The following is a 17,085-nucleotide window of genomic DNA, read 5'->3' on the forward strand; positions in this document are numbered from 1 at the left end:
CGGTGTACAGCATGTCGACGACCTCCCAGGCGCAGACCCCGCAGCAAGCCCCGGGCGGCCACCCGCAGCGCTGGCTGATCCTCGGTGTCATCTGTCTCGCGCAGCTCACCGTGCTGCTCGACAACACCGTTCTGAACGTGGCGATCCCCTCCCTGACCGAGGAGCTGGGCGCGGCCACCTCCGACATCCAGTGGATGATCAACGCGTACTCGCTGGTCCAGTCGGGTCTGCTGCTCACCGCGGGCAGCGCCGCCGACCGCTATGGCCGCAAGAAGATGCTGATCACGGGACTGGCCCTGTTCGGTATCGGCTCGCTGGTGGCCGGACTGGCCGACTCCACCGGGCAGTTGATCGCCGCCCGGGCGGGTATGGGCGTCGGCGGTGCGCTGCTGCTGACCACGACCCTCGCCGTCGCGATGCAGATCTTCGCCCCGGAGGAGCACGCCAAGGCGATCGGCATCTGGAGCGCGGTCAACGCGCTGGGCTTCGCATGCGGTCCGCTGATCGGCGGCTTCATGCTGGACCACTTCTGGTGGGGCGCGATCTTCCTGATCAACCTGCCGGTGGTGGCGCTCGGCCTGGCCGCGGTCGTGGCGCTCGTACCGGAGTCGAAGAATCCGCAGGGCGACCGGCCCGACCTGCTCGGTGCGCTGCTGTCCACCATCGGCATGTCGTCACTGGTGTTCGCGATCATCTCCGGGCCCGAGCACGGCTGGACATCCGGCCAGGTGCTGGTGAGCGGGGCCGTCGCGGTCGTGGTGCTGGCCGCGTTCGCCTACTGGGAGAGCCGGATCCCGTATCCCATGCTCGACCTGCACTTCTTCCGCAACCAGCGGTTCACGGGCGCGGTCGCCGGCGCCGTGCTGATCACCTTCGGGATGGGCGGGGCGCTGTTCCTGCTCACCCAGCATCTGCAGTTCGTGCTCGGCTACGGCCCCCTGGAGGCGGGGCTGCGGACGGCGCCCCTGGCGCTGACCGTGGTGGCGTTGAACTTCACCGGTGTGGCGGCGAAGTGGACGACGAAGCTCGGCATGCCGGTGTCGATCGCGCTGGGCATGGTGCTGATGTCCGGCGGCCTGGTGTCGATCGCGACGCTGGCCTCCGGCGGATATGCCGGCACGCTGCTCGGGCTGCTGCTCATCGGCGCGGGGTGCGCCATCGCCAACCCGGTCATGGCGCACGCCATCATGAGCGCGATTCCGCCGGCCAAGGCGGGTGTCGGCGCGGGGATCAACGGCACGCTGGCGGAGTTCGGGAACGGCTTGGGCGTTGCGGTGCTCGGCGCGGTGCTCAACTCGCGGTTCGCCGCGTTGATTCCGGTGGCGGCGAGTTCGTTGCCGGCCGCTGTGTCCGCGGCGGACGGCGAGGCGGAGCGGGGGCGGATCCTGGACGCGTTCTCCTCCGGACTGGAGAGCAGTCAATTGGTGGGGGCGGTGGCTGTGTTGCTGGGTGGGTTGCTTGCGGCGGCACTGCTGCGTAGGGCGGAGCGTGCGGATGCCTAGGGGCTCGGGCGGTTCTGTCGTCCGGCGGCTGCGGGATCGTCGTGGTTGTTCGCGCAGTTCCCCGCGGCCCTTTCGGGGCGTTGCAGCCTAGCCTTGTGACCAGTTGACCGGAGTGTCTAGGAAGGTGCGCCCATGGCGAAGGCAGCGGCCGGGCGTTCGGCGCGGAGCAGTGTCTGGCTGGAGGGCAAAGCACCCCGCGGCGGGCGTGGGGGTGGGCAGCCGTCGGGGCTGGACCGGGAGCGGATCACCGCGGTGACGGTGCGGCTGCTGGACGCGGAGGGGCTGGCGAAGTTCTCGATGCGCCGGCTCGCCGCCGAGCTGAACGTCACCGCGATGAGTGTCTACTGGTACGTCGACACCAAGGACGACCTCCTCGAACTCGCCCTCGACGCCGCCTACGGGGAGCTCCGGCTGCCCGACCCGGACGCCGACGAGGACTGGCGCGACCAGCTGCGCGCGCTCGCCACCGAGTACCGTGCGCTGCTGGTGCGCCACCCCTGGCTGTCGCCGCTGGCCGGGACGTACCTCAACATCGGCCCCAACAGCCTCGCCTTCTCCCGCGTCGTCCAGCGAGTGATCCGCAAGACCGGGCTGCCCGCGCGCGGCGTCACGGGCGCCATCTCGGCCGTCTTCCAGTTCGTGTACGGGTACGGCACGATCGAGGGCCACTTCTTCGCCCGGGTCGCGGACGCCGGCATGACCCCGGACGACTACTTCCAGCACGCCATGAGCTCGGTGACCGAGGTGCCGGAGACCGCCGAGGTCATCCAGGAGTCCAAGGACATCATGGCGGCCCGCGGCGGCGACACGGTCGCGGAGATGCTGGACCGGGACTTCACCTTCGCCCTGGATCTGCTGGTGGCCGGCATCGAGGCCATGGTCGAACGCGGCTGACTAGTCCCCCTGGACCAGCCGCGCCGGAAATCCCCCCGTCGCCACCGGACCCCACCGCTCCGGTGTGACCCGGATGATCGACTTGCCCTGCTTGACCATGGCCTGCCGGTACTCGTCCCAGTCCGGGTGCTCACCGGCGATGTTCCGGTAGTACTCCACGAGCGGCTCGACCGAGTCGGGTGTGTCGATGACCTCGGCCGTCCCGTCGATCTGGACCCACGGCCCGTTCCAGTCGTCGCTCAGGACGAGAACGCCGACCCGCGGATCCCGCTTGGCGTTGCGGGTCTTGGCCCGCTCCGGGTAGGTCGAGACCACGATCCGCCCCGAGTCGTCGACGCCGCAGGTCAGCGGGGATGCCTGCGGACTGCCATCGGCCCGCCGGGTGAACAGGATGGCCCGGTGCCGGGGACGTACAAACTCCAGCAGCTCGTCCAGGGAGACACGGGTGTTGGTCGCGATGTTCGGTGCCATGGCGTCAGCTTAGGCTCCACTCGCACCTGCGCCGGCGCTAAGACGAACACCGTCGCGGCCGTCCGAACGGCTGGGCGCAGATGCGATGCCCGAGGGCTGCATTGCCTGTCAGCCGGTGCCGGGGGGACCGGACGGTCCGAGTTCAGACGGTCAGATCCCAGACGGCCTGGAGGAACTCGGGCCAGGAGGTGCTCCGACGGCCACCGAGTGCCTGCTGGAGGCTCAGCTGAAGGGTCTTCTTCAGCGGGTGCGGAGAGTCCATGATCGCCTCGTTGCGCAGGGCGAGACGGTGCACCTCCACGGTGAACGGCAGGCGGTCGCTCTTGCCGCCGTTGCAGGTGGCGTGGGCGGGGGCGAGGTTCCACAGCGCGTCGAGGTCGGGACCGGCCCAGGCCCTCACACTGTGCAGGCGCTGCATGAGGGCGAAGGGAAAGACGTGATCGACCGCCACCGCCTGGCCCGGGGAGACGACCTCGTCGCAGATGAGGCAGCGGCCGTGCTGGAAGCCGATGAGTGCGTCTGCGACCTTGGCGACGGAGCGGCGCCGTTTCTTGTCGGTGAGCTTGAGCGAGTCCCAGTCGACCGCGACACCGTCCTCGATGAGGCTGCGCCCCACGCCTGCGGCGAAGGAGCTCTCGACGATGCTCCACCGAGCGTCGAGTTCCGTACGCAGGCCGGCCGCCTGTTCTGATCGCGCGACGCGTAGTGCGTCGGGGGTGAGGCGCACCACGCGTTGCCGCGGGTTGCCCGCCAGCTCGAAGAAGCGGTGGGGCACCTGAGTGCCGCCCCGCAGGTTGTGGAACTTCTGCATGACCATGGCCGGCATGGACCGAGCCGCGGCCTCAAGCAGTCGTTCGGTCGGCTGCCCGGCATTCAGTGTCTCGGCGCGCTCCTCCTTGGCGATGGTGAGGAAGTCCGAGTCGCGCAGGGCGACGCCCTCGGGGGCCTGGGGCGCGTCGCCGAGATGACGCGCCAGCTCCAGCGCGTACGGGGCAGCGAGTTCGGCGAGCGGGATCTCGCTCTGCCCTCGTCCGGCCGCGTCCAGCAGCGCCGTGCCGAGCGCGAACTTGTACGTCCGGGAGTTCGCGCCCATGAGCACGGCCAGCCGCCACGAGGTACGCGCGGAGGCGTCCTGCGCGTAGAAGGAGCTGCTCCCGCTCATCCCTGCTCTTTCCGGAGCGCCACGGAGTTCCAGCGCACCGCCTCACGGCCGAGCCGGTCCGCTCCCTCATCCACGATCCGAAGCGGCGTCAGCCCCACTTCTGCTCCATGGCCGGCGACCTCCTCCGGCGGGATGTCGAACATGCGCCGGTCCACAGGCGGTTCGCCACGGCGCAGTGTGATCAGCAATGTGCCGCCCGGAACCAGCAGCCCAGCCAGGCGCTGCATCGCGATCGGACGATCCTCTGGTGAGAGATGCATCCACACCGCGGACAACAGGACGACGTCGTATGGTCCCTGGACACCGTGGAGGTCCGGGAGCGCGCCCTCTCGCCAGGTCACCCCAGCGTCGGAGTGAAGCCGTGCAGCCAACCGCCGCAGCTCCGCCACCGGCTCCACCGCATCAACCGAGAAGCCGCGCCCGGCCAGCGCCGCTGCGTCACGCCCGGTTCCCGCACCTACGTCCAGCACACGCGCGGGCGCGTCCGGAAGCAGATCCAGGAGCGCCTCATGCACAGACTCGAACGAAATGCTCTCGTACACCCGCGCGAGCCGCTCTGCCGACTCGGCGTAGTAGGCCTGTATCCCCGCACCTGAAGTTCGCTCCATGCCAGAACCGTAAGACCCACCACTGACAACCCTTGCGCTCAGCTACCGAGGAGCGGCAACGAGCTCCGGAATCTGAGTGCGTGGGAAGTGCAGCCGTGCTTCAGCAGAGAGACCCTCGGGTTCGAGGGGAACGTTCATCCGCCAGGAACCGACGCTCCAGGGCCTGCGTATGCGGTCGCCGAAGGCCTCAGTGTCAGCGAGCAGCGTGGCCAGCCGCTGGGCGTCGGTCGTCGGCAGCGTCGCCGTGAACCGGGACGGTGTCCGCATCGGCAAGGGAGCCGGGTATTCGGACCTTGAGTTCGCGTTCCTGGTCGAGGACTTCGCCACCTGGTTGCCCACGTGGAGGAGACCGGCGAGCGCGTGACCCTCGCCGAGGACGGCGAGCGTATGACGTTCAGCCGGGGCCGGGTGGTGGTGGCCGAGTTGCGCCGTGCCGGGTGGCTCGAGTGGCTGGAAGGCTGGGCGCGCACCGGGCGGGCGGGGCAGCCTGCCGCGTCCTCGCTGCTCGCGGTCCTGCAACCGCGCACCTCGACTTGATAGGCAAGTGTGCACTTGCCTATGGTGTGGTCGTGGCCGAAGAACTTTTCAAAGCCCTGGCCGACCCCACCCGCCGCACCATCCTCGACGAGCTCACGGAGAAGTCCGGACAGACACTGTTCGAGATCTGCTCGCGACTGAGCATGAAGCATCAGCTCGGCATCTCGCGCCAGGCCGTCTCCCAGCACCTCGCCGTGCTGGAGGCCGCCGGGCTCGTCGAGACCAGGCGGGAGGGCCGCTACAAGTTCCACGACCTGAACACAGCCCCGCTGCGGCAGATCGCCGAGCGATGGCACGTGCCCGGCACATCCGGACCGGAGGAGAGCACCCCATGAAGATCCATCTGACCAGCGTCTTCGTCGACGACCAGGCCAAGGCCGAGCACTTCTACACCGAGATCCTCGGCTTTGTGAAGAAGCACGACGTCCCGGTGGGTGAGAAGGACCGGTGGCTGACCGTCGTCTCACCCGAGGAGCCCGACGGCACCGAACTCCTCCTGGAGCCCGTCGGTCACCCGGTCGCCAGGACCTACCGCGACACGCTCGTCGAGGACGGCATCCCGCTCGCCCAGTTCGCCGTCGACGACGTGAAGGCGGAGTACGAGCGCCTGCGTGGTCTCGGCGTCCGCTTCACCCAGGAGCCCGTGGAGATGGGCCCCGTCACCACCGCCGTCTTCGACGACACCTGCGGCAACCTGATCCAGATCGCGACACAGCCGCAGTAGGCGGCCTGGTGAACAGCCGGGCCGTCCGTCAGCTCCCTGCCTGGAGGGGGACCTCCCCCTGCACCGCCTGGACGTCCAGCTCCACCTTCAGCGTCGTACCGATCGCGGCGATGCCCGCCTGGACGACCTGGTTGTAGTTCATGGCGAAGTCCTCCCGCCGCAGCTCCGTCGTCGCCCGGAAGGCGGCGCGGGTGCCGCCCCAGGGGTCGGGGCCGGTGCCGAGGTAGGCGAGGTCCAGGTCCACCGGGCGTACGACCCCGTGCATGCCCAGTTCGCCGTGCACGGTCCAGCGGTCGGGACCGTTCGCCGTCAGCCCCGTCGACCGGTAGGTGATCTCCGGGTAGTTCTCCACGTCCAGGAAGTCCGGCGACTTCAGGTGGCCGTCCCGCATCGCGTTCCCCGTGTCGATGGAGGCGGCCCGGATGACCGCCTCCACCCGGGACTTGGCGATGTCGTCCGGGGCGATCTCGATCGCGCCGGTGAAGTCGGTGAACCGGCCGTGCACGCTGGAGATCCCCAGATGCTGGGCGACGGCACCCACGCTGGAGTGCGCCGGATCGATCGTCCACGGCCCCGGCGGGGGCAGCTCGGCCCCGCCCTGCCGGGCCAGCGTCACCGTGCCGACCTCGGCCCGGCCGCTTGCCGTGACGATCGCGCTCGCGGCGGCGGGCGCGTAGCCGACGGCCGTGACGATGACGGTGTACGCCCCCGGCTTTAGTGGGGTCGCATCCCGTACGGCTCCCTCCGCGTCCGCCTCCGCCCGCAGCACCTGCGTTCCGGTCATGTCGGTCACCGTGACGACCGCGTGCGACACGGCCCATCCGTCCCGGGTACGGATCCTCGCGGTCAGTCCCATCTCACGTACTCCTCAGAAGCTCAAAGAAACCGGCCCGTGGCAGGGCGCACCTCCGCTCGGAGCGCGCCGCCGCCACGGGCCGGGGGTCCAACTACTCGCCAGGATGGGCGAGTTCGATGTCGTGGCCGTCGACGCCGGTGCCGGTGACCGTCAGTGCCGTCGCCGCCGGCGGGTAGCCGGTAGCGATGACCGTGTAGTCGCCGCTGTCGAGATCGGTGAAGGCGTATGCCCCGTCCGTCCCGGTGGTGGCGGTGCCGACGACGTTGCCCGCCGCATCGACCAGCGTCACCCGGGCGTCGGCCAGCGGCCCGTGCGGCGCCCGTACGACGCCCTGCACCTGGGCGCCCGCGTCCAGGTCGACCTCGATGCGGGTGATGCCGGTGCCGCCCACCTCGACGGGCAGCGCCCGCGGCCGGTACCCGGCGGCGTTCACCGCGACGGTCACCGTCCCCGGCACCAGCTCGGCGAAGCCGAACTCGCCGTGCTCACCGGTGGTCTGGCTGGCCAGCAGGTCGCCGCGCACATCAGTCACGATGACCATCGCATCCTTCACGGGCAGCGCGTTCCCGGCGGCCCGCACGACACCCGTCAGCCCGCTGGTGCCGCTGAGCAGGATGTCGTACGTGAGCGGCTCACCGTTCACGACGATCGTGGACGCCTGCGGCTGGAACCCGTCGGCGGAGGCGATCAGGACGTACGAGCCCGTGCCCGGCGCGTCCACCGCGTAGGAGCCGTCGGCCTGCGCGACCGACCGGCCCAGCTGACGGCCCGAGAGGGAGATCAGCGTGACCGCGGCCTGCGGGACGGGCGCGCTCTCGGCGCCGCGGACCTGGCCGCGGACCGGGATGCCGTCGCCGGCGGGACCCGGCTCGGCTGCCGTGCCGGCGACCGCCGCGAGCCGCTGCGTCCCCTCGGGACCGGCCAGAGGCGCCGCGGCGACGAGGGCCGGGACCCGCTCCTGCTCGCCGGCCGGCGCGGGCACGTCGGCGGGCGCCGCCGCCTGGGCGGACTGCTGGGCGGACTGCGCCAGCGCGCCCTGGGTCTTCAGCGGAACCTCCTTGATGAACAGGGAGAACAGGAGAGCGAGCAGGGCGATCGGCGCGGCGTAGAGGAACACGTCCGCGATGCCGTGGCCGTAGGCGCTCTCCATGAGGGTGCGGATCGGGCCGGGCAGGGCGTCCATGTCCGGGATGCTGCCGGAGGAGCCGGACTCGGAGAGCGCGGACGCGTACTTCGGGGGGAGGTCGGACGCCCCTTCCTCGACGTAGTGCGTGATGCGGGTGCTCAGGACCGCGCCCAGCGCGGAGACGCCCACCGCACCGCCGAGGGACCGGAAGAAGTTCACCACCGAGCTGGCCGCGCCCAGGTCGCTCGGGTCCACCTGGTTCTGCGTGGCGAGCACCAGGTTCTGCATCATCATGCCGACGCCGAGACCCAGCAGCGCCATGTAGCAGGCCACGTGCCAGTACTCGGTGTCGTACCGGATCGTGCCGAGCAGGCCGAGACCGCCGGTCACCAGCACACCGCCCGCCAGCAGCCAGGCCTTCCAGCGTCCGGTCCGGGTGATGACCTGGCCGGAGATGGTGGAGGAGAGGAACAGACCGCCGATCATCGGGATGGTCAGGACACCGGACATGGTCGGCGACTCGTCCCGGGCCAGCTGGAAGTACTGGCTGAAGTAGATGGTGCCGGCGAACATCGCGATGCCGACGAACAGCGAGGCGAGCGAGGCCAGCGTGATGGTGCGGTTGCGGAACAGCCGCAGCGGGATGATCGGCTCGGACGCCTTCGTCTCGACCAGCAGGAAGACCGCCAGCAGCGCGAGCGTGCCGCCGAGCATGGCGTACGTCTCGGTGGACACCCAGTCGTACTTGTCACCGGCGAAGGTCACCCAGATCAGCAGCAGGCAGACCGCGGCCGTGATGAAGAAGGCGCCCGCCCAGTCGACCTTGGCCTTCCGCTTGACGACCGGCAGGTGCAGGGTGCGCTGCAGCACGATCAGGGCTATGACGGCGAAGGGGACACCGACGTAGAAGCACCAGCGCCAGCCCAGCCAGTCGGTGTCGGTGATGACACCGCCGATCAGCGGGCCGCCGACCATCGCGGTCGCGAACGTGGCGCCGAGGTAGCCGTTGTACCGGCCGCGCTCACGCGGCGAGATCATCGCCGCCAGGATGATCTGGGCCAGCGAGGACAGACCGCCCATGCCGATGCCCTGGACGGCGCGGAACGTGATCAGCGTCGCCGGGTTCTGGGACAGACCGGCGGCCGCCGAGCCCACCACGAAGATCACCAGGGCCAGCTGGATCAGCAGCTTCTTGGAGAAGAGGTCGGCGAGCTTGCCCCACAGCGGGGTGGACGCGGTCATCGCCAGCAGCGACGCGGTCACCACCCAGGTGTAGGCGCTCTGGCCGCCGCCGAGGTCGCTGATGATGTCGGGCAGCGCGTTGGAGACGATCGTCGACGACAGGATCGCGACGAACATGCCGAGCAGCAGGCCGGTCAGCGCCTCCATGATCTGCCGGTGCGACATCGCAGCGCCGTCGGCGGAGCCGTGCGAGCCTCCCCCGTGCTTGGCGTGGGCCCGCACACCGGCTGGTGTGGTCGTTGCCATGGGCTTCCTTATCTCTTACGTCTCTTACGTGCTTGCGGGGGTACGGGTCGTCGGGTCGACGGGAGGAGCGGACCGGGCGGTGGACCGGCAGTCGCCGAAGCTGGTCCGGAGCCGGGCCATGAGCCGGGTGAGTTCACCGACCTCGTCGTCGGTCCAGTCGCTCAGCCGGTCGGCCAGCAGGTCGGTGCTCCGCCGGGACAGCTCGTCGAGCTTGGCTTGGCCACTCGGGGTCAGGCGCAGGATGCGCGAGCGCTTGTCCGCCGGGTCGGGGGAGCGTTCGATCCAGCCCCGCTCCGCGACATGGGTGACATGACGGCTGGTGACCGACATGTCGACGGCCAGCAACTCGGCGAGCCTGCCGATGCGCATGTCGCCATGGCGGTCGAGCAGCGTCAGCACGGCGGCCGAGCCGCCCGGGCAGTCGGTCGGCAGAATCCGGGCCATCTCCCGCTTCACGGCCCCGACGCCACTGAGCTGGCGGGCCAGCTCCTCGTACTGCGCCTGTTCGGCCATGGCATCTCCCGTATTTGTTGCTTAGAGCAACCATAGGTCTAGTTGGTTGCCACAGGCAAATTAAATCGGGTGTACGGGACATAAAAACTTGGCAAAGGCAAGTATTGGCGGGTGTAAAGATGAGCAGGCGGGGCCTACTTCTGCCGCCGCGAACCCCGCACTTGGGCAGCCCCGACGTTTTCGCTAGGGTCTCGGGCCATGGCCAACACCCAGAACCCCCAGGGCAACCACGACCCCGCCGGCAGCACCCAGATGTTCCGCGCGTTCGTCGACGAGGCCCCTCAGGCCCGGCAGCAGGCGGCCGCCCCGGCGGGTCCCCGCCTCGGCCTGATCGTCGGCATCGTGGCCGCCGTCGTGATCGTCGCCGCGGTCGCCTGGCTTGCGCTGAAGTAGTTCACTCCCACTCCACGTCGACGTCCCGCGTCTCGATGTGCATGCCGAGCGGCACCCGCCACGCGTCGACGCACACCGTCCAGGTCCCGTCCTTCCGCGCGCCGGCTTCGATCGGCGCCGGAAGTTTCCCGCTCGACTCGACCGTCCCCCAGTCGATGCCGAGCGCGCCGATGATGTGCGTCCCGAAGGTCACCGTGCCCGAACGCACCGCGGTTCCCCCGGTGTTGTGCAGGGCGAGGGTCACCTTCTCGCACCAGCGCTTGTCGGTGGGCTCCCGTACGGGCTCGCCCACACTCAGCGCGGCCGGCCCCTGAGGTGCCGTGCGAGTGGGGGAGGGCGTCGGAGCCGGCGAACCCGCCTCCGTAGGACTGGAGTGCGCGCCGCTGCCCGAGGGCGCGTCGGCGGCCGGCCTGCCGTGATCGCCGCCCGTGGGGGCGGGGCCGCTGTCCGCGCTCGGTGTGCTGTCCGGCGACGGCTGCCCTGAACTTCCCCTGCTGGCAGAAGAGTTGGTCGAGGAGCTGCCCTCGCCCTCGTCCTCGCCCGCCGCCTCCGCTCCGTCGAGGGGCACCAGCCGCACGCCACCCGTCGGCTCCGCCGCCGTACGCCCGGACGGGCCTCCGCCCGCGCCGACCGCGACGTATCCGCCGTCCGCGCCGCCGCCTCCGTACCCGGCGAGTACCGCACCGAGGCAGACGGCGGCCGCCGACGCACCGATCACGGCGCCCCGGCGGCCACGGGTCCAGGTCGCTGGAAGCATCGCGCCATAGTGGCTGACACTCCGTCAAATAGGAAGCCTTCAGTCGGAGATGAGCCCCTTACGCAGCTGGGCCAGGGTCCGGGTGAGGAGCCGGGAGACATGCATCTGGGAGATGCCGACCTCCTCGCCGATCTGCGACTGGGTCATGTTGGCGAAGAAGCGCAGCATGATGATCCGGCGCTCACGGGGCGGGAGCTTGGCCAGCAGCGGCTTCAGGGACTCGCGGTACTCCACGCCCTCCAGCGCCGTGTCCTCGTAGCCGAGCCGGTCGGCCAGCGAGCCCTCGCCGCCGTCGTCCTCCGGGGCGGGGGAGTCCAGGGACGAGGCGGTGTAGGCGTTGCCGACCGCGAGGCCGTCGACGACGTCCTCCTCGGAGACGCCGAGGACGGCGGCGAGTTCGGTCACGGTCGGGGAGCGGTCCAGCTTCTGGGACAGCTCGTCGCTGGCCTTCGTCAGGGCCAGGCGCAGCTCCTGGAGACGGCGCGGCACCCGCACCGACCACGAGGTGTCCCGGAAGAACCGCTTGATCTCGCCGACGACCGTGGGCATCGCGAACGTCGGGAACTCCACACCCCGTTCGCAGTCGAACCGGTCGATGGCCTTGATCAGGCCGATCGTGCCGACCTGAACGATGTCCTCCATGGGTTCGTTGCGGGAGCGGAAGCGGGCGGCCGCGTAGCGCACGAGGGGGAGATTGAGCTCGATCAGGGTGTCCCGGACGTACGCGCGCTCCGGGCTGTCCTCGTCGAGCGCGGCGAGCCGCAGGAACAGGGAGCGGGAGAGGGTGCGGGTGTCGATGGACTCCGAGGCCGGCGGGGCCGGGGTGGGCGTGGCCTCGAGGGCCGGGGCCGGCGTGGCCTCGAGGGCCGATACGTCGTTGAGGGCGCCGATGGCGTCGAGCGCGTCGAGAGCCTCCGGCGCTGCCTCGCTCTTCGTGAGCGTCAGCACCTTCGAGCTGCCCTGGTCTGCGGACATGCCACCCCCTTTGGGTCGCGGGACGGTCGCGGCGAACGCTCCCGATGAGGAACGTCAGCCTTCACCTGAATACCGGCGCCGGGGCACCGGCAAACGCTCTTCCCGCAGAATGTCACATGTCGGCAACACGCTGTAGAGACATGTCGACACGTGAGATGCGAATCCGCCCTGGAAGAAGGGGGTCTGACGGTTCTTCGGTACAAATTCGGCAGCATCGGCGCTGGTGAGCGATTCGCCCGTGCTGGTGATGCATCGACCTCTCATTCGGTTGTGCGCCGGTTCGATTCGCGGGGGCAGGGCGATCCGCCTGAGCGGGCTCGGCGTACTCAGGTGCGGTTCGGCAGCGCCCCCAAGGGGCGCGGGGCTGTATCGATATGCGGCTCCGCCGCGTGGGCGCGACCAGCCACAACGCACCCGCAGATGGCTACCGCACCCCCAGCGGAGCGCTACGCCTCGATCCGGTTCGCCGAGCGCAGCCGCTGGAAACTACGCGCAAGCAGCCGCGAGACGTGCATCTGCGAGACCCCGAGTTCCGCACTGATCTGCGACTGGGTGAGGTTGCTGTAGTAGCGCAGCAGCAGAATCCGCTGCTCGCGTTCCGGGAGCTGGACGAGCAGATGCCGGACCAGGTCGCGGTGCTCGACCCCGTCCAGGGCGGGGTCCTCGTAGCCGAGCCGGTCGAGCAGGCCGGGCAGGCCGTCGCCCTCCTGGGCCGCCTCCAGCGAGGTCGCGTGGTAGGACCGTCCGGCCTCGATGCAGGACAGCACTTCGTCCTCGGTGATGCGCAGCCGCTCGGCGATCTCGGCGGTCGTCGGGGTGCGCCCGAAGGCGGTGGTCAGGTCCTCGGTCGCGCTGTTGACCTGCACCCACAGCTCGTGCAGTCGGCGCGGTACGTGGACCGTGCGGACGTTGTCGCGGAAGTATCGCTTGATCTCCCCGACGACGGTCGGCATCGCGAAGGTCGGGAACTGCACGCCCCGGTCCGGGTCGAAACGGTCGATGGCGTTGATGAGCCCGATGGTGCCGACCTGGACGACGTCCTCCATGGGTTCGTTGCGGGAGCGGAACCGGGCGGCCGCGTAGCGTACGAGCGGAAGGTTGGCCTCGATCAGCGCCCCCCGCACCCGGGTGTGTTCCGGCGTGCCCGGCTCCAGCTTCTTGAGCTCGGCGAACAGAACCTGGGTGAGTGCCCGTGTGTCGGCGCCCCGGCTGCGCTGCGGCGCGGCCTCCTCCTCGGGGGGTGCTTGAGGCGCAGTACTGGCCGACACGGTCAACTCCACCTCATGGTCCATCAACACATCCGTCAAAAGCGGTCATAGCATCACAAGACATGTGCACGGTGTGCAAGCACCGCATAACGCCGTGTTGAGGGCAAGTTGGGGCCTAAGATGCATGAGAGCCCCCCGCCGTTCCGGCGGAGGGCTCGGAAGTCCGTGGGCCTCAGATCTCGTAGTCGGCGATCACCCAAGTGGCGAACTCCCGCCACAGGGCGACGCCCGCCTGGTGCGCCGGATGCTCCACATAGCGCTTGAGGGCGTCCTGGTCGTCGACCGCCGAGTTGATCGCGAAGTCGTACGCGATGGGCCGGTCGCTGACGTTCCAGCCGAGCTCCCAGAAGCGCAGCTCCTCGATTTGGTCGCCGAGGGCCCGGAAGGCCTCGACGCCCTGCACGACGCGCGGGTCGTCACGCTCGACACCGTCGTTGAGCTTGAACAGGACCAGGTGGCGGATCATGATTCTCCTCCGTTGGCGACCCAGGTCATGAAGTCACCGATGGCCTTGGCAGCGTCCGATATGCCCTCGAACCCTATCTGGACGTAGTCGGCGGCCTTGGACGGGTCCGTGATGATCACGTAGAGCGCGAAGACCACGAGCACATAGACGGCGATCTTCTTCGAATTCACCGCCACTGCGGCCTCCCCTGTGCCTGCTGCGCCTGATGGGACCCCTGTTGCCGGCGGTGAGTGTAACTTCATGTCGTATTTGACGACCAACGCCTCGCCGGGCGGGAATCCGTTGTCCTGGCGTGTCCCGGCATGCACGAAGGGCCCCGTCTGACGACGGGGCCCTTTCTCGAGCGGTAGCGGAGGGATTTGAACCCTCGGTGACTTGCGCCATACTCGCTTTCGAGGTCTGTTCGTGCTGGTCAGAGGGTCATTCAGGGTCGTTCAACCTCGTTCATTCCCGCTTCCTCGCCCGGCGGGTGAACGGCTGTGGACGGCTCCGAACGAGGCTGAATGAGACGGAAACCGAGACGGAGCACCGACCGGCTGACCTGCGCATCTGTCCCCTAAGTATCAGGGTCGAGAGGCTTCAAGGGCTGCGACCACGGCCGCCGGATCACCGTCGTACAAAAGGTGCGGTTCGTCTGCCTCGGGCGGGATGAACCGCGAGCGGTACCGCTGTAGGTCGCTCTCGGAGAAGTAGATCGAGTTGGGATCGTCCGCGTGGAACTCGTTGCGCTTGCTGATCCTCGCCCATAGCTCGTCGTGGCTGGCTGCGAGGTATACGAGTACAGGGGTCGCGCCAGCGTCGGTGGCGATCGCTCGCCACTTCGCCCGGTCCTCGGGGGTCCAAAAGCCGTGGTCAACGACGACATCGCGCCCGGCCTTGAGCTGCTCCCGCAGGTCGACCGCCACGTCTTCGAGGACGGGCCGCTCAAGGGTGGGGAAGACGCCCCGGGGGAAGTCCACGCCGTAGACGCCGTGCCGGCGGAACATCTCCTCGTCCGGGCACAGTCGTACGAACCCACGGTCGGTGAGGGCGCGGGAAAGCGTCGTCTTGCCGGAGCCGGGGAGTCCGGCCACAAGGACACAGAACGGCGGGCGTGGGGGCATCGGTCTCGTCATGGTTCGGGAGATGGCGGCCACCTCTGCTTCGGCTTCGGGCGTGATTGTGCCAGCCCTGCGGGCCGCAAGCAGTGCATCTAGGCGGTCTTCGAGCACGCTCAAGAGCGCGTCGTCCACGACCGTCACGGGGACACCTGCGGTAGGAAGGCCGGTTACTGCCCGCAGCGCCAGCGGACCAACCCGGAGACGGCCGACACGAAGTCGCGCGCCGGACGGCGTGCCGTGGGACTGCCCTCACAGCTCGTGGACCTGCTGCGCACCCACCAGGCCAAGCAGCAGGCCGAGCGCGCGGCGGCCGACGCCGACTGGACGGACGAAGGGTGGCTCTTCGCTACGCCGACCGGGCGCGGAACTTCCCCCCGAACGGACTACGACGATTGGAAAGAGTTGCTGAACTCCGCGAAGGTGCGGGACGGCCGTCTGCACGACGCCCGGCACACGGCGGCCACGGTGCTGCTGATCCTCGGGGTCTCCGAGCGCGCGGTCATGGGGCTCATGGGCTGGTCGTCCACAGCCATGGCCGCGAGGTATCAGCACATGGTCGACACCGTCCGCAGCAACATCGCGAGGCAGGTCGACGGGCTCATCGGGAAGCCGGACGGAGACGGACCGGACGACGATGACGAGGGGCTCGCCGGGGCCCTCGTCCCTGCCCGCTGAGGCGAGACGAAAGGGCGGCCCTCTGCGGGCCGCCCTTTTGCTCTTCTGGAAGCGCCACCCAGCCGGGGCGTACGCCTGCATTTTGCCTTCATGGACCAAGAACTTGTGGCGTTGGTGACTGCTGGCGTAGGGCTTGTGGGCGCTATCGGAGGGGCCGCTATTGGCGGAATCGCGGCTGCGCGTGGAGCTCGTATCGGGGCTGAGACGGCAGGGCGCGCCACAGTCAGGCAGGTACCAGACCAAGCCGCCGCTGATCATGTGCGACTGAGGAAGTTTCATCCTGAAGCCGCAGGTCACAGGGCTGGTTTGGCGGTGGTTTGACGTGTTCTCCTCTGGTCGGCCGTGGCCAGGAGCGCAAGGTTGGATCTGCTCAGGCTTGTGCGCGTGCTGGTGGATCCTGGAGCCGGGGCGGGTTCACGCACCGGATGCGATCACATGTTGTTGTAGTTCTTCTCCAGGCAGACCACATACGCCTGCAGGGTGGAGGTGAGGTTGACCTCGGGAACGGTGTTCTTCGCCGAGACGGACCAGCCGGTCGGGGTGCTGCCGTTGGCGGAGGGGCTGCCGGCAGAGTCGGTGGGGAAAGAGTCGGTGAGGAAGGTGTCGTTCTCGTCGGTACCGGTGGTCCTGCCTCCGCCGCCGGTCGCAACTTCTCCGGGCGGGCACTGGGCTGTCGCGGTGTTGTGGTCACCCGCTTGCAAGTCGACTGGTGCGCCGACGTAGGTCCTCACGTCCTTCTCGCGGTGCCCGTCCGCCTCGGGCGCCGCGGGCTTCTGGGGTGCCACGGCGTTGGCAGGATCCGGGTCGTTGGCCGTGTAGGCCGTGGACGCCATGCCGGTCGCGAGCATCATCGAGATGCTTGCCAGAGCGACAACTGCGGAGCGCTTCAACTCTAAATCTCCTGTTAGGGGTTCGATGCCTGGTTCACAATCCGTAGTGGATCGTAAACTGTTTGTAACACAACGTGGCGGCGCAGCCGGGTCGGTTCAGCCGCGCGACGCGCGCAGGCGCCGCCAGATGGCCTTCGCCGCGTGGCGCCCGGACATGGGTGGACGCCCGGGCCCGGTGGGGTGGCCGAGGAGCACAGGAAGACGGCGAGGTGGATGGTGCCGCCCTGCTCGTGGAAGTACGCGGCGAGGGCGTCGGAGATGGCCTGCGGCCTCTCGGCGCCGCGCAGGGCTCTGGAGAGCGGAAAGGCCGTCCGAGAGCCGCGCTTCTCCGGCTTTGCGATCTATGCGCCTGTCCGCATCAAGCCCCACTACTGGACGAGTGAGAGCCTCAACGGCTCAGTCATCCACATGGCGACCGGTCGGGGCATCCTCACGCAAGGCAAGGTGGCCACCCGCGGGCAGATCGCCGTTGAGTCGCACTGCAACGGGCAACTCCAATGTGAGAGTTCACCCTCCGCCCTCGACTGAGACGGAAACTGAGACGGAAGATCACGAAGGGCCCGGTCCATCGGACCGGGCCCTTCGTCTACCTGCGGTAGCGGAGGGATTTGAACCCTCGGTGACTTGCGCCACACTCGCTTTCGAGGCGAGCTCCTTCGGCCGCTCGGACACGCTACCGA

Annotated in this window: 20 protein-coding genes, 1 tRNA gene and 2 pseudogenes; 9 read left to right on the plus strand and 14 right to left on the minus strand. The window is 69.1% G+C overall.

Annotated elements, in window-relative coordinates; genetic code table 11:
• Positions 1-11 precede the first annotated feature (11 nt).
• A complete protein-coding gene (locus ACFVJQ_RS12390) occupies positions 12-1,502 on the plus strand; it encodes an MFS transporter (protein ID WP_385783172.1) in 1,491 nt (496 codons plus the stop codon).
• 132 nt (positions 1,503-1,634) lie between these two features.
• On the plus strand, positions 1,635-2,396 hold the full coding sequence (locus ACFVJQ_RS12395; protein WP_385510567.1) for a TetR/AcrR family transcriptional regulator: 762 nt from the start codon (positions 1,635-1,637) through the stop codon (positions 2,394-2,396).
• Here ACFVJQ_RS12395 and ACFVJQ_RS12400 read toward each other — a convergent pair whose 3' ends face one another.
• The 3 genes from ACFVJQ_RS12400 to ACFVJQ_RS12410 form a co-directional block, all read right to left on the minus strand.
• Positions 2,397-2,867 (minus strand): PPOX class F420-dependent oxidoreductase, encoded by a 471-nt coding sequence (locus tag ACFVJQ_RS12400; protein WP_129798677.1) that lies wholly within the window; start codon positions 2,865-2,867, stop codon positions 2,397-2,399. It lies immediately after the preceding gene.
• 142 nt (positions 2,868-3,009) lie between these two features.
• Entirely contained in the window at positions 3,010-4,029 is a 1,020-nt protein-coding gene (locus ACFVJQ_RS12405) for an HNH endonuclease (RefSeq protein ID WP_385783176.1), read from the minus strand.
• On the minus strand, positions 4,026-4,637 hold the full coding sequence (locus ACFVJQ_RS12410; RefSeq protein ID WP_385783179.1) for a class I SAM-dependent methyltransferase: 612 nt from the start codon (positions 4,635-4,637) through the stop codon (positions 4,026-4,028). The genes ACFVJQ_RS12405 and ACFVJQ_RS12410 overlap by 4 nt, the downstream gene beginning before the upstream one ends.
• 226 nt (positions 4,638-4,863) lie before the next feature.
• Here ACFVJQ_RS12410 and ACFVJQ_RS12415 point away from each other — a divergent pair.
• The 4 genes and pseudogenes from ACFVJQ_RS12415 to ACFVJQ_RS12430 all read left to right on the plus strand — a co-directional run.
• Positions 4,864-4,953: pseudogene (locus ACFVJQ_RS12415) on the plus strand (5-formyltetrahydrofolate cyclo-ligase); the annotation flags it as partial.
• Between the two features lie 44 nt (positions 4,954-4,997).
• Positions 4,998-5,174 carry a hypothetical protein gene (locus ACFVJQ_RS12420; protein ID WP_385510571.1) on the plus strand — a complete coding sequence of 59 codons (177 nt, stop codon included), beginning with the start codon at positions 4,998-5,000 and terminating at the stop codon, positions 5,172-5,174.
• 32 nt (positions 5,175-5,206) lie between these two features.
• Positions 5,207-5,509, plus strand: a complete 303-nt coding sequence (locus ACFVJQ_RS12425; RefSeq protein WP_385510572.1) for an ArsR/SmtB family transcription factor — start codon at positions 5,207-5,209, stop codon at positions 5,507-5,509.
• The gene (locus ACFVJQ_RS12430) at positions 5,506-5,898 is read left to right on the plus strand and encodes a VOC family protein (RefSeq protein ID WP_385783182.1); all 393 of its coding nucleotides are present in this window, start codon (positions 5,506-5,508) and stop codon (positions 5,896-5,898) included. The genes ACFVJQ_RS12425 and ACFVJQ_RS12430 overlap by 4 nt, the downstream gene beginning before the upstream one ends.
• A 28-nt stretch (positions 5,899-5,926) precedes the next feature.
• On the opposite strand, the gene ACFVJQ_RS12435 is transcribed toward ACFVJQ_RS12430, so the two are convergent.
• From ACFVJQ_RS12435 to ACFVJQ_RS12445, 3 genes are all read right to left on the minus strand, one after another.
• Positions 5,927-6,754, minus strand: a complete 828-nt coding sequence (locus tag ACFVJQ_RS12435; protein WP_385783185.1) for a YceI family protein — start codon at positions 6,752-6,754, stop codon at positions 5,927-5,929.
• A 91-nt stretch (positions 6,755-6,845) separates the two neighbouring features.
• Complete coding sequence (locus ACFVJQ_RS12440; RefSeq protein WP_385783188.1) at positions 6,846-9,368, minus strand: MFS transporter; 2,523 nt, start codon at positions 9,366-9,368, stop codon at positions 6,846-6,848.
• Between the two features lie 24 nt (positions 9,369-9,392).
• Positions 9,393-9,881, minus strand: a complete 489-nt coding sequence (locus ACFVJQ_RS12445; protein ID WP_385783191.1) for a MarR family winged helix-turn-helix transcriptional regulator — start codon at positions 9,879-9,881, stop codon at positions 9,393-9,395.
• Between the two features lie 198 nt (positions 9,882-10,079).
• Here ACFVJQ_RS12445 and ACFVJQ_RS12450 point away from each other — a divergent pair, with 198 nt between their 5' ends.
• Complete coding sequence (locus ACFVJQ_RS12450) at positions 10,080-10,274, plus strand: hypothetical protein (RefSeq protein WP_165396270.1); 195 nt, start codon at positions 10,080-10,082, stop codon at positions 10,272-10,274.
• A gap of 1 nt (position 10,275) precedes the next feature.
• Here the strand turns inward: ACFVJQ_RS12450 and ACFVJQ_RS12455 are convergent, their stop codons facing one another.
• From ACFVJQ_RS12455 to ACFVJQ_RS12480, 6 genes are all read right to left on the minus strand, one after another.
• Positions 10,276-11,031 (minus strand): hypothetical protein, encoded by a 756-nt coding sequence (locus ACFVJQ_RS12455; protein WP_385510580.1) that lies wholly within the window; start codon positions 11,029-11,031, stop codon positions 10,276-10,278.
• A 39-nt stretch (positions 11,032-11,070) separates the two neighbouring features.
• Entirely contained in the window at positions 11,071-12,006 is a 936-nt protein-coding gene (locus ACFVJQ_RS12460) for an RNA polymerase sigma factor SigF (protein ID WP_385783195.1), read from the minus strand.
• A 446-nt stretch (positions 12,007-12,452) separates the two neighbouring features.
• Positions 12,453-13,298: an RNA polymerase sigma factor SigF gene (locus ACFVJQ_RS12465; protein WP_206306856.1), complete on the minus strand. Its 846-nt coding sequence runs from the start codon at positions 13,296-13,298 to the stop codon at positions 12,453-12,455.
• Between the two features lie 148 nt (positions 13,299-13,446).
• The gene (locus ACFVJQ_RS12470; protein ID WP_385510581.1) at positions 13,447-13,740 is read right to left on the minus strand and encodes a Dabb family protein; all 294 of its coding nucleotides are present in this window, start codon (positions 13,738-13,740) and stop codon (positions 13,447-13,449) included.
• The gene (locus ACFVJQ_RS12475) at positions 13,737-13,916 is read right to left on the minus strand and encodes a hypothetical protein (protein WP_129798666.1); all 180 of its coding nucleotides are present in this window, start codon (positions 13,914-13,916) and stop codon (positions 13,737-13,739) included. Before ACFVJQ_RS12475 ends, ACFVJQ_RS12470 begins: the two co-directional genes overlap by 4 nt.
• 387 nt (positions 13,917-14,303) lie before the next feature.
• Positions 14,304-14,855 carry an AAA family ATPase gene (locus ACFVJQ_RS12480; RefSeq protein WP_385510673.1) on the minus strand — a complete coding sequence of 184 codons (552 nt, stop codon included), beginning with the start codon at positions 14,853-14,855 and terminating at the stop codon, positions 14,304-14,306.
• A 101-nt stretch (positions 14,856-14,956) separates the two neighbouring features.
• On the opposite strand from ACFVJQ_RS12480, the pseudogene ACFVJQ_RS12485 reads away from it, so the two are divergent.
• Positions 14,957-15,515: pseudogene (locus ACFVJQ_RS12485) on the plus strand (tyrosine-type recombinase/integrase); the annotation flags it as partial.
• A 431-nt stretch (positions 15,516-15,946) separates the two neighbouring features.
• Here the strand turns inward: ACFVJQ_RS12485 and ACFVJQ_RS12490 are convergent.
• Positions 15,947-16,405 carry a hypothetical protein gene (locus ACFVJQ_RS12490; RefSeq protein WP_385510582.1) on the minus strand — a complete coding sequence of 153 codons (459 nt, stop codon included), beginning with the start codon at positions 16,403-16,405 and terminating at the stop codon, positions 15,947-15,949.
• A 180-nt stretch (positions 16,406-16,585) separates the two neighbouring features.
• Here ACFVJQ_RS12490 and ACFVJQ_RS12495 point away from each other — a divergent pair, with 180 nt between their 5' ends.
• Positions 16,586-16,933, plus strand: coding sequence for a hypothetical protein (locus tag ACFVJQ_RS12495; RefSeq protein WP_385510583.1), 348 nt, complete (start codon positions 16,586-16,588; stop codon positions 16,931-16,933).
• A 65-nt stretch (positions 16,934-16,998) separates the two neighbouring features.
• Here the strand turns inward: ACFVJQ_RS12495 and ACFVJQ_RS12500 are convergent.
• Positions 16,999-17,083: transfer RNA gene (locus tag ACFVJQ_RS12500), tRNA-Ser, on the minus strand.
• Between the last annotated feature and the right edge of the window lie 2 nt (positions 17,084-17,085).

This window comes from Streptomyces sp. NPDC127197, from assembly GCF_042672405.1.
In the GTDB taxonomy this organism is placed as follows: Bacteria; Actinomycetota; Actinomycetes; order Streptomycetales; family Streptomycetaceae; genus Streptomyces; species Streptomyces flavusporus.

Bases quoted from the DNA above. Each gene is read 5' to 3' on its own strand.
- ACFVJQ_RS12480 (WP_385510673.1), bottom strand. From the start codon at position 14,855: ATGACGAGACCGATGCCCCCACGCCCGCCGTTCTGTGTCCTTGTGGCC.
- ACFVJQ_RS12465 (WP_206306856.1), bottom strand. From the start codon at position 13,298: ATGGACCATGAGGTGGAGTTGACCGTGTCGGCCAGTACTGCGCCTCAA.
- ACFVJQ_RS12395 (WP_385510567.1), top strand. From the start codon at position 1,635: ATGGCGAAGGCAGCGGCCGGGCGTTCGGCGCGGAGCAGTGTCTGGCTG.
- ACFVJQ_RS12430 (WP_385783182.1), top strand. From the start codon at position 5,506: ATGAAGATCCATCTGACCAGCGTCTTCGTCGACGACCAGGCCAAGGCC.
- ACFVJQ_RS12450 (WP_165396270.1), top strand. From the start codon at position 10,080: ATGGCCAACACCCAGAACCCCCAGGGCAACCACGACCCCGCCGGCAGC.
- ACFVJQ_RS12470 (WP_385510581.1), bottom strand. From the start codon at position 13,740: ATGATCCGCCACCTGGTCCTGTTCAAGCTCAACGACGGTGTCGAGCGT.
- ACFVJQ_RS12435 (WP_385783185.1), bottom strand. From the start codon at position 6,754: ATGGGACTGACCGCGAGGATCCGTACCCGGGACGGATGGGCCGTGTCG.
- ACFVJQ_RS12400 (WP_129798677.1), bottom strand. From the start codon at position 2,867: ATGGCACCGAACATCGCGACCAACACCCGTGTCTCCCTGGACGAGCTG.
- ACFVJQ_RS12460 (WP_385783195.1), bottom strand. From the start codon at position 12,006: ATGTCCGCAGACCAGGGCAGCTCGAAGGTGCTGACGCTCACGAAGAGC.
- ACFVJQ_RS12410 (WP_385783179.1), bottom strand. From the start codon at position 4,637: ATGGAGCGAACTTCAGGTGCGGGGATACAGGCCTACTACGCCGAGTCG.
- ACFVJQ_RS12405 (WP_385783176.1), bottom strand. From the start codon at position 4,029: ATGAGCGGGAGCAGCTCCTTCTACGCGCAGGACGCCTCCGCGCGTACC.
- ACFVJQ_RS12390 (WP_385783172.1), top strand. From the start codon at position 12: ATGTCGACGACCTCCCAGGCGCAGACCCCGCAGCAAGCCCCGGGCGGC.
- ACFVJQ_RS12445 (WP_385783191.1), bottom strand. From the start codon at position 9,881: ATGGCCGAACAGGCGCAGTACGAGGAGCTGGCCCGCCAGCTCAGTGGC.
- ACFVJQ_RS12455 (WP_385510580.1), bottom strand. From the start codon at position 11,031: ATGCTTCCAGCGACCTGGACCCGTGGCCGCCGGGGCGCCGTGATCGGT.
- ACFVJQ_RS12440 (WP_385783188.1), bottom strand. From the start codon at position 9,368: ATGGCAACGACCACACCAGCCGGTGTGCGGGCCCACGCCAAGCACGGG.